This window comes from Streptomyces sediminimaris (assembly GCF_047049295.1).
Taxonomy (GTDB): Bacteria; Actinomycetota; Actinomycetes; order Streptomycetales; family Streptomycetaceae; genus Streptomyces; species Streptomyces sediminimaris.
Genome location: NZ_JBJWOT010000001.1, coordinates 6214327 through 6228567 on the forward strand (window position 1 = coordinate 6214327; position 14241 = coordinate 6228567).

The 14241-nt window shown below is 72.2% G+C and carries 8 protein-coding genes; all 8 read left to right on the top strand.

The genetic code is table 11. The annotated features are described in order from the left end of the window. The first annotated feature begins 108 nt into the window (after positions 1-108). The 8 genes from ACJ9NR_RS28860 to ACJ9NR_RS28895 all read left to right on the top strand — a co-directional run bounded on the left by ACJ9NR_RS28860 (position 109) and on the right by ACJ9NR_RS28895 (position 14144). The gene (locus tag ACJ9NR_RS28860) at positions 109-2268 is read left to right on the top strand and encodes a RecQ family ATP-dependent DNA helicase (protein ID WP_412492047.1); all 2160 of its coding nucleotides are present in this window, start codon (positions 109-111) and stop codon (positions 2266-2268) included. A gap of 142 nt (positions 2269-2410) precedes the next feature. Then, complete coding sequence (locus ACJ9NR_RS28865) at positions 2411-4315, top strand: DUF4192 domain-containing protein (RefSeq protein WP_412492046.1); 1905 nt, start codon at positions 2411-2413, stop codon at positions 4313-4315. A gap of 627 nt (positions 4316-4942) precedes the next feature. Continuing rightward, positions 4943-6862: a glycogen debranching N-terminal domain-containing protein gene (locus ACJ9NR_RS28870; RefSeq protein ID WP_412492045.1), complete on the top strand. Its 1920-nt coding sequence runs from the start codon at positions 4943-4945 to the stop codon at positions 6860-6862. Positions 6863-6993: 131 nt separating this feature from the next. Further along, positions 6994-7752, top strand: coding sequence for an NUDIX hydrolase (locus ACJ9NR_RS28875; RefSeq protein ID WP_412492044.1), 759 nt, complete (start codon positions 6994-6996; stop codon positions 7750-7752). A gap of 130 nt (positions 7753-7882) precedes the next feature. After that, entirely contained in the window at positions 7883-10141 is a 2259-nt protein-coding gene (locus ACJ9NR_RS28880) for an ABC transporter ATP-binding protein (RefSeq protein WP_412492043.1), read from the top strand. 162 nt (positions 10142-10303) lie between these two features. After that, on the top strand, positions 10304-11191 hold the full coding sequence (locus tag ACJ9NR_RS28885; RefSeq protein ID WP_412492042.1) for a FadR/GntR family transcriptional regulator: 888 nt from the start codon (positions 10304-10306) through the stop codon (positions 11189-11191). 425 nt (positions 11192-11616) lie between these two features. Then, positions 11617-13152 carry an RNA polymerase sigma factor gene (locus ACJ9NR_RS28890; protein ID WP_412492041.1) on the top strand — a complete coding sequence of 512 codons (1536 nt, stop codon included), beginning with the start codon at positions 11617-11619 and terminating at the stop codon, positions 13150-13152. A 134-nt stretch (positions 13153-13286) separates the two neighbouring features. Further along, positions 13287-14144: a serine protease gene (locus ACJ9NR_RS28895; RefSeq protein WP_412492040.1), complete on the top strand. Its 858-nt coding sequence runs from the start codon at positions 13287-13289 to the stop codon at positions 14142-14144. The last annotated feature ends 97 nt before the right edge of the window (positions 14145-14241 follow it).

A 14241-nucleotide genomic window follows, 5' to 3' on the forward strand; every position in this document is an offset into this window, starting at 1 on the left:
GGCGGGACGGTCTCCCGGCCGGTGCGTTCGTTTCCCGAACCGTTCGCCGCGCGGTCGTCACACAGCGTGAAGTGGCTGATTGTCAGTGCCGTCGGGTTGCATGGAGGCATGGACGAACCTCAGCTCCGCACCGAAGCAGACGCCATCCTCGCTCAGCTGGTGGGCGATGCCGGAGGGCCGGCACGGCTGCGGGAGGACCAGTGGCAGGCGGTCGAGGCCCTGGTGCGGGACCACCGGCGTGCCCTTGTCGTCCAGCGCACCGGCTGGGGCAAGTCGGCCGTGTACTTCGTCGCCACCGCTCTGCTGCGCCGACGCGGCTCCGGCCCCACGGTGATCGTCTCGCCGCTGCTGGCGCTCATGCGCAACCAGGTCGAGGCGGCGGAGCGGGCCGGCATCCGCGCGCGCACCATCAACTCGGCCAACCCGGAGGAGTGGGACACCATCCACGAGGAGGTGGAGCGTGGCGGGACCGATGTCCTCCTCGTCAGTCCGGAGCGCCTGAATTCCGTGGATTTCCGCGACCAGCTGCTTCCCAAGCTCGCCGCCACGACCGGCCTGCTGGTGGTGGACGAGGCACACTGCATCTCCGACTGGGGCCACGACTTCCGCCCGGACTACCGCCGGCTGCGGGCGATGCTGGCCGACCTCGCCCCCGGCGTGCCGGTGCTGGCCACCACCGCGACCGCCAACGCGCGCGTCACGGCGGACGTGGCCGAGCAACTGGGCACCGGCTCCGGCGAAGCCCTGGTGCTGCGCGGCCCGCTCGACCGGGAGAGCCTGCGGCTGGGCGTGGTGCACCTGCCGGACGCCGCGCACCGCCTGGCGTGGCTCGCCGAGCACCTGGACGAGCTGCCGGGGTCCGGCATCATCTACACGCTGACGGTCGCCGCGGCCGAGGAGACCAGCGCGTATCTGCGCCAGCGTGGCTTCCCGGTGGCCTCCTACACGGGCCGCACGGAGAACGCCGACCGGCTGCAGGCCGAGGACGACCTCCTCGGCAACCGGGTCAAGGCACTCGTCGCGACCTCGGCGCTGGGCATGGGTTTCGACAAGCCGGACCTGGGCTTCGTGCTCCACCTCGGCTCACCGTCCTCCCCGATCGCCTACTACCAGCAGGTGGGCCGTGCCGGCCGCGGCGTCGAGCACGCCGACGTACTGCTCCTGCCGGGCAAGGAGGACGAGGCCATCTGGCGCTACTTCGCCGATACGGCGTTCCCGCCCGAGGCCCAGGTGCGGCAGACCCTCGCGACCCTCGCCGACGCGGGCCGCCCGCTCTCCGTGCCCGCCCTGGAGGCGGCGGTCGATCTGCGGCGCAGCCGGCTGGAGACCATGCTGAAGGTGCTCGACGTGGACGGCGCGGTCAGGCGGGTGAAGGGCGGCTGGACGACCACAGGCGCCGACTGGGTCTACGACACCGAGCGCTACACCTGGGTGGCCCGGCAGCGGAGCGCCGAACAGCAGGCCATGCGCGACTACGTGAGCACGACCGGATGCCGCATGGAGTTCCTGCGCCGGCAACTGGACGACGAGGGGGCGCGTCCCTGCGGCCGCTGCGACAACTGCGCGGGCCCCTGGGCGGATCCCTCGGTTTCGGCGGAGACGCTCACCGCGGCGACGAAGGAACTGGACCGCCCCGGGGTGGAGATCGAACCACGCCGGATGTGGCCTACGGGGATGCCCGCCCTCGGAGTCGAACTCAAGGGCCGTATCCCGGCAGGGGAGCAGTGCTCCACCGGGCGGGCTCTGGGACGGCTGTCGGACATCGGCTGGGGCAACCGGCTGCGGCCCTTGCTGGCGGAGCACGCGCCAGACGGTCCGGTCCCCGCGGACGTCCTGCAGGCCGCCGTGGCGGTTCTCGCTGACTGGGCGCGCTCCGCGGGCGGTTGGGCGCCGGACGTCGCGGACGCCACCGACCGGCCGGTGGGTGTCGTCGCCGTACCGTCCCTGGCCCGTCCGCAGTTGGTGCGTTCGCTCGCCGAGGGAATCGCGGCCGTCGGCCGCCTCCCGCTGCTCGGTGCCTTGACGTACAGCGGATCGGGGGGCGGGCACGCGGTACGGCGCAGCAACTCGGCTCAGCGGCTGCGGGCGCTGTCGGACGCGTTCACCGTCTCGGAGGAGCTGGCCGGTGCGCTGGCCGGGGCTCCTGGGCCCGTTCTGCTGGTGGACGACTACACAGACTCCGGATGGACCCTCGCGGTTGCCGCACGGCTGCTCCGCCGGGCGGGCAGCGGGCGGGTGCTTCCGCTGGTTCTTGCCGCGACGGGCTGAGCACGCGTGTGAACGCGCGCCCCGGGCGGTGAGGAGCCGGTCGGCTGTGTCGGGAGTACGTGGAGCTGCGTATTGGCGTGTCCCTGGCCCGACTTATCCACAGGGCAAAGCGGAGTTCGGGATTTCGCGAGATCGTCAGGGCATGACGAATCACGGCGAAAGCACTGGATCCTCCGAAAACGGCAAGGACGCGGAGCGGGGCGGCTACGACTTCGACCTCGACGGGGAGGGGCTGGGGCGCTTCGACGACGGGAACCCGGGGCCCTCCGGCGGCGAGCGTCCGGCAGCCTTCGGTGATGTACGGCCGGGGCGCCTCGACGACGCGTACGCGGATCGCCCGAACCCCCGCCCGGAGGAGGTCGACCGCACCGCCCACCGCCCGGACCCCCGCCCGGCGCAAGTCGACTGCACCGCCTACGACAGCCACGGTCCCGCGGACCAGGTGACGCTCCGCACCCCGGCAGAACTGGCTGACGCGCTGCCGTATCTGCTCGGTTACCGACCCGAGGACAGCATCGTCCTGGTCGCCCTGCACAACCAGGACGTACGTGGCCGGTTCGGCGGGCGCGCCCGGCTCGGCATTCCCGCCGGCCCGGACGACTGGGGGTCCGTGGCACGTCAGTTGGCTCAGGGGCTGGTGAGGGGAAGCGAGCGCAGGGGAGCGCGGCCCGAGCAGATGGTCGCCTACCTCTGCCAGGAACCGGAGAAGGGCGAGACGGGGCGGGACGTCATGGAGCGGTTGCGCCCGCTCGCCCAGAAGCTGCGCGTGGAATGCGGTCTCCTCGACGTGCCGGTGATCGAGGCGTTGTGCATCGCCGACGGCCGCTTCTGGTCGTACTGCTGCGTGAACGAGGCATGCTGCCCTCCCGAAGGCATGCCGATGGGGCTGCCCGGCACCTCTGTCCTGGCCGCGGCCGCCACCTACGCCGGCCTGCAGGTGCGCGGCACTCTGCGCGAGCTGCGGGCCAGACTGCAACCCTGGGAGACCGCCGCCGCCCTCGAGCAGGAGAGCGCCCTCGATGCCGTGAGCATGGCGCTGGTGCCAAGGATCCTCGACGACGTCGGCCGCGCGGGCGTGGCCGAGGAGACACTGGACCTGGCCGAACGGATCATGCGTCGCCTCACGAACGCCTCACCCGTGTCCAGCGTGCTCATGTCGGATCTGCGCGATGACGAACTGCTGGCGCACGACGAGGCAGCGACACTGATTCTCGGCCTCCAGGACCGAGTGACCCGGGACCGAGCGGCCGAATGGATGGAAGGGGAGGAGGCCGCTCCCGCGCTCCGGCTCTGGCGAGCCCTGGCCCGCAGGTGCGTCGGTACCTACGGCGAACATGCGGCGGCACCGCTGACTCTGGCCGGTTGGGTCGCCTGGTCCACCGGTGACGACCTGGAGGCCCGCGAGGCACTGGCCATGGCGCTGGGTGCCGATCCGGGCTACCTCTTCGCACGCTTGCTGCACCAGGCGTGCAACGAGGGACTGGATCCTGAGTCGATCCGGCGCTGCCTGCGGACGGAGCGGGAGGACCGCAACCGCGGACAGATGGCAGCCCAGGGACGGCTCGGTGCGGGAGAGAGGCTCGGCGATAACGAGGGTCTCAGCCGGGAGGAGGGCTTCAGCCGGGCCGAGGATCTCAGCCGGGACAAGGATCTCAGCCGGGCCGAGGATCTCAGCCGGGACAAGGATCTCAGCAGCAACAGCGGCGGCCTCAGCGAGCCGGTGTCCGCCTCAGCCGTCGAGCCGGGACGAGTGACCGGAACGGACGGGCCGACTCCCCGCTCACGACGCGGCGGCCGCCAGCGCGGCGCGGCGGGCGGCCGTGCCCGCCCGGCGAAGGCGGAGGCGCGGGGGAGCGGAACGAAGGTTCCTCGCCCGCGCACATCCGCGGCGGGCGGCACCCGTCCCGGCCCCGCACGGGCTGAACACACGCGGCCGCGTCCGTCCGGGAAGAACGCTGCACGCCGCCGCGGCAGCCGCTCTGAAGACTCGCACTCCGGTCCTGGCAGCCCCCGCGCCGGAAGCCACGGCATCGAGGACGAGGCCTGAATGCGTTCCGGGGAAGCGCTGGTCGGCGCCACCGGACCGAGTTCAGCCGCGTCCCGCGTGAGCGTGACCCGGAGCACTGTCCTTCCGTTCACCTGTGTGGCCGAGCACCGCGATGCCCGTGCCGCCACCCAGCCACGTCCGTCCGGAGCCCCCATCCGGCGCGGCACACGACCGAGGCGCACCCAGCGCAGAGGAAGCCACGCCATGCATCAGCTGACTCCGCCTTCCGCCGCCGGCGAGAGTTCGCTCGACCGGTCCGGCACGCCTACCGGAGTGAGAGCCGACCTGCCGACCCGTACGGAGGGCGTCGGCCGGCCCGAGCCCCGGTTCACGACCGACGCCCCGCGCGCCCTCTCACCCATCGGCCAGGAGGGGCCCATGCCCGCAGTGACAGACCGGCCCCGGAACGCACCTGCGTCCACGTCGGCGTGCCCCGACCGGCACACGGCCGGATCGGTGAGCCCGGCGCGCCACCCGGAGACACGCACGGACCCTCCGCTTCCGTCGTCCCCGTCGTCCCCGTCGCCCCTGTCGTCCCCGTCGCCCCTGTCGTCCTCGACGGGCCGGAGCGGGCTCCTGCCCCCACCAGCTCGCCGCCCCGTCGATCTGCCGCCCACGCACACCACCATGATCTGTGTCGCTCTGCCGGCCCTCGCCGTCTCGACGGACCAGGGGCAGATGACGGGCCAGGGGCTGGAGGGGTTCTACCGCGCGGGCCGGCGGCTGCTCTCCCGTTGCCGGCTCCGGGTGTCCGGGCGCGAACCGCTGGCGGTGCAAGCCCGCATGACTGCGGCCGACCGCGCCCGCTTCGTGGGCGCTCTGCGCGCCTCCCCCCACTCGGGTCCGGACCCGGACGTCGTCGTCGAACGCATCCGCCACGCGGACGGGACGGAGCGCATCACGCTGCTCAGCGCGGCACTTCGCCCCCTGCGGGTGCCGGTCGAGGTCGCACTCGGCACCGATTTGGCCGAGCTGGGAGCCATCGCCTCCGGCACCGCGGGGCCCGAACTGCCCGCCAGCGTCCGCGACTCGGGCCTGCGCTGGTCCTGCCCCACGGGAAGCTCCTCGGTCACGGCGGATCCACCGCCCATGGACGCGCTGGCCTCCGCGGGACTGCTGCGCTGGGAGTTCGAGCTCCCTCCCGGCGGCAGCAGAAGTGTGGAGCTGAGGGTACGGCCGGACGGCGCCGGCCCGGGCCGGGCGGTGGGCCGCTCGGTCATGAGCCCTCTCGCCGCCGCTGAGGCGTCCGGCGACGATCCCCGGGTCCAGCCGCTGCTGCGGACAAGCGTCGAAGACCTGAACGCCCTGTTGTTGCGCGATCCGGCTCACCCGGCCGACATGCACCTCGCGGCAGGAGCCCCTTGGCGCTGTGGCCCGGCCCCGGCCGACGCGCTGGCCGCGGCGAGGATGACGCTGGCCCTCGGTACCCGGCTGGCCGCGGGCACGTTGCGCGCCCTGGCCCGGATCCAACTCCGGGGCGCGGGGCCGCAGTCGGGCATGATCCCGGGGTCGCGGCGGGACGCGGGCACCCACCTGCCACCGGCCTGCACCGGTACGGAAGCCACCCTGCTCTTCCCGGCGCTTCTGGCGGAGGCCCGCCGCTGGGGACTGGCCGATCCCGAGACGGAGGCGCTGCTGCCGGCGGCCGAGCGCTGCCTGACCTGGCTGAGGACGACCGTCGGCGACGGCACCTATCTGTGCGACCCGCAGCCCGGCGGGCCCGTTCGCTGCGAAACCCAGGCCCATGCTCACCGTGCCGCTCTGCTGGGTGCCGATCTGCTCGACGCCTGCGGCAGACCCGGCGCCGCCGAGCTGCGGGAATGGGCCCAGGAGCTGCGGACGGCGTTCCGGGAGGGATTCTGGGTCGACGACCCGGGTGGCGGCCGGCCGGCGGCCGCCCTCACCCCCGACGGCACCGCCGTACCGCACCTGGGCGCGGCCGCCGTCCATCTTCTTGACACCGGCCTGCTCGGCGGGGGCGAACCGGCACCCGGACTGCTCGACAGGGTGCAGACCGAACAACTGGCACGGCTGCTCGGCGGCCCGTCCATGGACTCGGGCTGGGGACTGCGCGGGCTGGCGGCGAAGGAAGCCGGCTACAACCCGTTCGGCCACCGCACCGGAGCCGTGCGGGTCCACGAGACCGCCGTCGCCGTCTCAGGTCTCGCCACCGCAGGCTACGAGAAGGAGGCGAGCTCGCTGCTGAGAGGAGCCCTGGCCGCGGCCGGGACCTTCGGGTACCGGCTGCCCGAGATGCACGCGGGGGAACAGCGCACCGACGGCAGCGCTCCCCTCCCGCATCCGGCGGCCTGCCGCCCCGCAGCCACCGCCGCGGCCGCCGGCGTTCTGCTGCCCCTCACGCTCGCGGGAATCCGCCCCGACGCCCCCGCCCGGACGGTAACGCTGCGCCCGGTGCGCAGCGCTCCCCTCGGGGAGATCGTCCTGACCGGCCTCCGGGTAGCCGGCGCCCCTTTCTCCGTGCGGGTCAGCCGTCTCGGCCTCGCCATGGTCGAGGAGGCCGCCGACGGGCTGCAGCTGGGGGCGTGACCACAGCCGGCGCACCACGGCGCAGCCGCCGGAACACCGTGGTGAGGTGTGAAACGGACCGATGTGGATCAGCCGGCGAAGCAACCGGCGAAGGGAGTGTTTATCGTCAGGCAGACGACTATGATCGCCGCATGCCCTACGACCCGTCAGCGTTTCCCCCCTTCGCCGTCACCGTGGACCTGGTCGTGCTGACCGTGCGCCGTCATGCCCTGTGTGCGTTGGCGGTGCGCAGGGGCGAGCCACCGTTCCAGGGGCGCTGGGCGCTACCAGGCGGCTTCGTACGGGCCGACGAAGATCTGTCGCAGGCCGCCGCCCGCGAGCTCGCCGAGGAGACCGGGCTGCGCGCCCATGAGCCGTCCGTCCCCACCCAGGACAACGGCGCGCATCTGGAGCAGCTCGCCACCTACGGCGATCCGAAGCGGGACCCGCGTATGCGCGTCGTCAGCGTCGCCCACCTGGCGCTCGCGCCCGACCTGCCCGCGCCCCGGGCGGGCGGGGACGCCAGCAACGCACGCTGGGCGCCGGTCGAGGAGTTGCTGCAGCAGGGTGGTTACGGCCGGGACGGCGAACCGGTGGTGCCGCTCGCCTTCGACCACGCCCAGATCCTCTCCGACGGCGTGGAGCGCGCCCGGTCCAAGATCGAGTACTCCTCCCTCGCCACGGCGTTCTGCCCCACCGAGTTCACCGTCGGAGAGTTGCGCCGGGTCTACGAGGCGGTGTGGGGCGTGGCCCTCGACCCTCGCAACTTCCACCGCAAGGTGACGGGCACCCCGGGCTTCCTCGTCCCGACCGGCGGGACCACCACGCGTCAGGGTGGACGCCCGGCACAGTTGTTCCGGGCGGGCGGCGCCACGCTGCTCAACCCCCCGATGCTGCGCCCCGAAGTGTGACGGCGGAGCCCGAACTCGGCGCCGTGGACCCGGCAGAGAGCGCGTAGCGGCGTCGGAGCGAGTCGGTCACGGACAGAGGCTCGGGCGCGCGATCCCCGCAAAACCGGACATAGCGCGCTATCTTGCTGCCGTGATCCAGGTCTTCGGGTTGACCAGCATTCCCCGCAAGGGGTTTCCGTGCGCCGTCGACGACGTCTCCTTCGACGCGCACTCGGGCCGCGTGACCGCGCTGCTCGGTGCGCCGGGGGCAGGCAAGACGACGGCCCTCAGACTCATGCTCGAACTTCAACAAGGCCGTGGCATCACCTACTTCAGGGGCCGCCCCCTGCGCCGCATCCCGCATCCGTCGCGCGAAGTCGGTGTGGTCCTCGGTGACGTCCCGGGTCACCCGTCCCGCAGCGTCCGCGGTCATCTCCGCATGCTCTGCGCCGCCGCCGGAGTCACCGTCCGCCGCGCCGACGAGGTGCTCGAGGCGGTGGGCCTCGCCGCACTGCGCGACGAGCGCCTCGGCGCCCTCTCGCGCGGCATGGACCGCCGCCTCGGGCTGGCCTGCGCGCTGCTGCCCGGTCCGCACACCCTCGTACTCGACGAGCCCGCCGACGGACTCTCCGCCCGCGAGGCCCGCTGGATGTACGGCATGCTGCACGCGCACGCGGCCCAGGGCGGCACCGTCCTGCTCACCACGGCCGACCCCAAGGAGGCCGCCCGCAACGCCGACCGGGTCGTCACCCTGGAGCAGGGCAGACTCGTCGCCGACCAGGAAGCCGGCGACTTCGCCCGCACCCGGCTGCGCCCTCGCGTCGCCGTCCGCACCCCGCACGCCCCGCGCCTCGCCGACCTGCTCACCAAGGAGGCCCGCGGCGCGCAGCGCTCGGTGGAGGTCGTGCGTGAGGGCGGCAACCGCCTCTCCGTGTACGGCAGTAGCTGCGCGGACGTCGGCGAGACCGCGTTCCGCCACGGGGTCCTCGTGCATCAACTCGCCGACGAGGTCGCAGACATGGGGCCCGGAGCGACGGACACCCTCACCCGGCGCCCGGCAACGGACCGCCAGCCGCAGTCAGGCGGCGGCACCCCGCACGCGGCCGACACCCCGCACGCGGCCGAGGCAACCCACACGGCCCACGCAGCCCATGCGACCCAAAGGGCCTACGCAGCCCACGAGACCCAGACGACCCATGCGCCCCACACAGTCTCTGCGCCCCACACAATCCCTTCGCCCCACACAACTCACAGGCCCCACACAACCCATGCGCCCCATGCAGCGCATGCGGCATACGCGGCGTACACGGCGCACGAAGCCGACCCTGTCCAGCAAGCCCGGGCGGTTCCCCACGCCCACGCCGTTCACGATGCTGACGGGGTTCACGACGCTGACGGGCTTCATGACGCTGACGGGCTTCATGGCGCTGACGGGGTGCACGACATCGACGCGGCACCTGAGCCCGACGCGAAGGCGGCGCCGCTCAGCTCGGACCCGGTCGACGAGCTCCCTCCGGCAGGCGCGGAACCGTCTTCCACGACGTCGGCCGGTGCCTGGCGTCATCGGCGTCCCGGCCGGATCCCGCCGGCCCGGAACGACGACGCGTGCGTCCTGCCTCCGCCGATCTCCCCCCGCCCCGCTCCCTCCCCCCTCCGCCCCCTGCGCTACGAACTCCGTCGCGCCACCGGCATCAGCACCGGATTTCTCACCGCGGCGGCCGTGCTCGCCGTATCCGTCCTCACGGCCGTCCTCCTGGCGCGGACCGGGCACGCCCCGCAGGAGCGACTGCTCGCCGCATGGCCGCGAGAGCTGCCGCTGCCGCCCGCCGCGCTCGGTGCGGGGCTGCTCGGTGCGCTGGCCTTCGGCGACGAGTTCCGCCATCCCGCGCTGGCGGCGGACCGCGGCACCGTGCCCCGCAGGCTGGGGCTGCTCGCGGCGAAACTCCTCGTCGCCACGGCCACCGCGCTGATGCTGGCGTTCACCACGCTCGGTTGCGACGCCGAGATCCTCTACGTCGTCTACGGACGGGAGCTCACGCAAGTTCCCGCGGAGTGGTTGTCGCTGAGCGCGAGTTGGCTCGGGCTGGTCGTCGGATGTGCGTGGGCCGGCGTCCTGGCCGCGGGCGTCTTCCGGTCCACCACGGCGGGACTCGCGGCCGTGCTGGCCGTACCGGTCGTCGTCGTTCCGCTCGTACAAAAGGCCTTGGTGGGATCGTCCGTTCGTACGGCGGCCGGATTCCCGCTGCGGCTTCGCGAGGTGCTCATGGTGCAGTGGCCGTTCGGAGGTGAGCGCTATCTGTCCGCCGTGGCGCGAGTGATCGCCCAACCCGTGGGAGGTGCCCTGACGTTGTCGCTCACCGCTCTGCTCTGCGCGTATCTGCTCACCACGCTGCGCGGCCGGGTCCAATGACGACCGTCCGCACACTTTCGCGCCCACCCTGTGCGCAACTCCCGGAGGGAAGCCCGTTTCTTTCCGATAAGGCGTCAATTGAGGCGAAGTGAGCGATCACCCTTTCGTGTGCTTTTCACCAAAGCCCTCAAGGGAGTTGAGGAGGGCGCCGACAAAGGTTCCGTGAGTACCCTTGCGCACACCATGATGACCGCCGCCCGCTCCGCAGACTCCGGTCTCGCCGGCCCGGGCGAACTCGACCGCTATCCCTACGCGGAGACCCCCTTGGTCGACCGTGTCGGAGCTCCTGCCTGGGAGGGCGCGGACCCCGAGCTGGGCCGCGTGGGCCGACGTGCCGCAGGCAGCCGCGGACGCGGGCTCCACGGCCAACTCGTACAGCAGCTCGGCCAGATGATCGTCTCCGGTGACCTGGGCGCCGACCGTCCGCTGGTACCCGAGGAGATCGGTCAGCGTTTCGAGGTCTCCCGCACCGTCGTCCGCGAATCGCTGCGCGTTCTCGAGGCCAAGGGTCTGGTCAGTGCCCGCCCGAACGTCGGCACGCGCGTGCGCCCCGTCAGCGACTGGAACCTCCTCGACCCGGACATCATCGAATGGCGCGCCTTCGGGCCGCAGCGTGACGACCAGCGCCGCGAGCTGAGCGAGCTGCGCTGGACGATCGAGCCGCTCGCCGCGCGTCTCGCCGCGGGGCACGGGCGCGAGGACGTCCAGCAGCGGCTCGCCGACATGGTGGAGATCATGGGGCACGCCATGGGGCAGGGGGACGCGATCACCTTCTCCCGCGCCGACAGCGAGTTCCACTCCCTGCTGATCCAGGTCGCGGGCAACCGGATGCTGGAACACCTCTCGGGAATCGTCTCGGCCGCCCTTCAGGTGTCCGGCGGACCGGTCACCGGCTGTGACCGGCCGAACGAGGCGTCGCTCGGGCACCACGGCCGGATCGTCGACGCCCTCGCCACCGGGGACGGCGCGGGGGCCGAGTCGGCCATGCGGCAATTGCTCACCGTCCACCCCGAGGTGGAGCGCGTGGTCCCCGCGCCGCGCGAACACTGACCGCACCGCGGGCGGTGCGGCCGGCGAGCGCCTTCCTCCTCCCGCGGCGTCGCGCGGCCGCCGAACCGCCTCCGTCGGACCCCGCAGGATCCGGGAGATCCTGCGGGGTCCGACGGCGTGACGGGCAGCGAGCCTCTGATTGCGCAACGATCCGGCCCCGAGATGACGTCTTTCATCCGTTTTTGCTCGTTTTTGGGCGCTTACGGGTTGTGACTCGGGCCACGTAGATTGGGCGTAACACTCGCGGAAACAGCGCGATGACCTAAGAGGTGACAGCCGAGGAGGGAATACGGACGCCGTTCGCGGCGCTGTGCATCTTCCCGGCCCCCGCCCGCGCCGTCGGCCCGATCCCCAAGCCGGCGGTCGGCTCCTGTCCGCCGTGGACGGGGCCGGAAGCCGTTTTCCAACGTTCCGAGAGGTTGTTCGTGTCGGCCAGCACATCCCGTACGCTCCCGCCGGAGATCGCCGAGTCCGTCTCTGTCATGGCTCTCATTGAGCGGGGAAAGGCTGAGGGGCAGATCGCCGGCGACGATGTGCGTCGGGCCTTCGAAGCTGACCAGATTCCGGCCACTCAGTGGAAGAACGTACTGCGCAGCCTCAACCAGATCCTCGAGGAAGAGGGTGTGACGCTGATGGTCAGTGCCGCGGAGCCCAAGCGCACCCGAAAGAGCGTCGCAGCGAAGAGTCCGGCCAAGCGCACCGCGACGAAGACGGTGGCGGCGAAGACGGCGACGGCCAAGAAGGCCACTGCCACCGCCGCCCCGGAGACGCCGCCCGTCGCCGACGCGCCGGTCGAGGACGACGCCAAGAAGGCCGTTGCGAAGAAGGCGGTCGCCGCCAAGAAGCCGGCGGCCGCGAAGAAGACCGTAGCCAAGAAGGCGGCGGCCAAGAAGACCAGCGCGAAGAAGGACGACGCCGAGGGCGTCGAGGAAGAGGTGCTCGAGGAGACCCCCAAGGGCGCGGACGAGCCCGAGGGCGCCGAGAGCGCCGGCTTCGTGCTCTCCGACGAGGACGAGGACGACGCCCCGGCCCAGCAGGTCGCCGCGGCGGGCGCCACGGCCGACCCGGTCAAGGACTACCTCAAGCAGATCGGCAAGGTCCCCCTGCTCAACGCCGAGCAGGAGGTCGAGCTCGCCAAGCGCATCGAGGCGGGCCTGTTCGCCGAGGACAAGCTGGCCAACGCCGACAAGCTGGCGCCGAAGCTCAAGCGCGAGCTGGAGATCATCGCCGAGGACGGCCGCCGCGCCAAGAACCACCTCCTGGAGGCCAACCTCCGGCTGGTGGTCTCCCTGGCCAAGCGCTACACCGGCCGCGGCATGCTCTTCCTGGACCTCATCCAGGAGGGCAACCTCGGTCTGATCCGCGCGGTCGAGAAGTTCGACTACACCAAGGGCTACAAGTTCTCCACGTACGCCACCTGGTGGATCCGTCAGGCGATCACCCGCGCCATGGCCGACCAGGCCCGCACCATCCGTATCCCGGTGCACATGGTCGAGGTCATCAACAAGCTCGCGCGCGTGCAGCGCCAGATGCTCCAGGACCTGGGCCGCGAGCCCACCCCGGAGGAGCTGGCCAAGGAACTCGACATGACCCCGGAGAAGGTCATCGAGGTCCAGAAGTACGGCCGTGAGCCCATCTCCCTGCACACGCCGCTCGGCGAGGACGGCGACAGCGAGTTCGGTGACCTCATCGAGGACTCCGAGGCCGTCGTCCCGGCTGACGCGGTCAGCTTCACGCTTCTGCAGGAGCAGCTGCACTCCGTCCTGGACACCCTGTCCGAGCGCGAGGCCGGCGTCGTCTCCATGCGGTTCGGTCTCACCGACGGTCAGCCGAAGACCCTCGACGAGATCGGCAAGGTGTACGGCGTGACGCGCGAGCGCATCCGCCAGATCGAGTCCAAGACCATGTCGAAGCTGCGCCACCCGTCGCGCTCGCAGGTGCTGCGCGACTACCTCGACTGAGTCCCGCTCGTACGACGCCGAAGGCCCGCTCCTCCCCTGGAGGACCGGGCCTTTCGTGCTGTCGCGCGGGTGCGGGGTGCGGCGGGCTGGATGACTCTGGGTGTCCCAGGACCGACCCAGAGTGAGGAGCCTGCATGCGTCGATTCTTCGTCCGGGCGCTCGTCCGGCCGCTGGCCCTTGCGGCCGCGGCGACCGGCATACCTTTGCTGTACGCCACTCCCGTGGCCGCCGACAGTGTCGTCATAGGGAGCTTTCCCATCGATGTGTCCGCGAGCCCGTGGACGGTCGCGCTGTCCAGCCGTGACCGGTTCGGAGGAACGCGGGCCGGGCAGTTCTGCGGGGGCGTGGTCATCGGCCGTACGACCGTGCTCACGGCCGCCCACTGCATGGGTGAGGACGTCCTGGGGGTGTCGCCGCAACGCGTCGGCGACCTCAAGGTCATCGCGAACCGTACGGACCTGCTCTCGCGCGGCGGCCAGGAGATCCCGGTACGCGCGGTCCGGGTGAGCCCGGACTACGACAGCCGCACCAACGCGGAGGACTACGCCCTGCTCACCCTGGCCGAACCGCTGCCGCAGAGCTCGGTCATCGAGATGGCGGCCGCGGGCGATCCCGCCTACAGACCGGGCACCGGCGCCATGGTCTCCGGGTGGGGGGACCTCACGGGCGGTGGCGACTACGCGCGCAGTCTGCGGGCGACACGCCTGCATGTGCTGTCCGACGCCCGCTGCGAGAAGGCGTATCCGAACGGCGCCGAAGGCGCCTACCTGGCCAGGAGCATGCTGTGCGCCGGAGAGCCGGCGGGTGGTCACGACGCCTGCCAGGGGGACAGCGGTGGGCCCCTGGTCGCCCAGGGCAAGCTGATCGGGCTCGTGTCCTGGGGGAGCGGCTGCGGCCGTGCGCAGAACCCCGGTGTCTACACGCGCGTCTCCGAGGTCGTGCGGGCGCGGGAGCGGAGTGCCGGGGCTGCTGTGCCCCGAGACGCCCGCTGAGAGGGTCCGGGCGGCGTCCCGGACACGAGCGCGGGCGGCGCGGTCCCTGGTGGCAGGGGCTGCGCCGCCCGTGTGCCGGCCTGTGCCGGATCTGGCT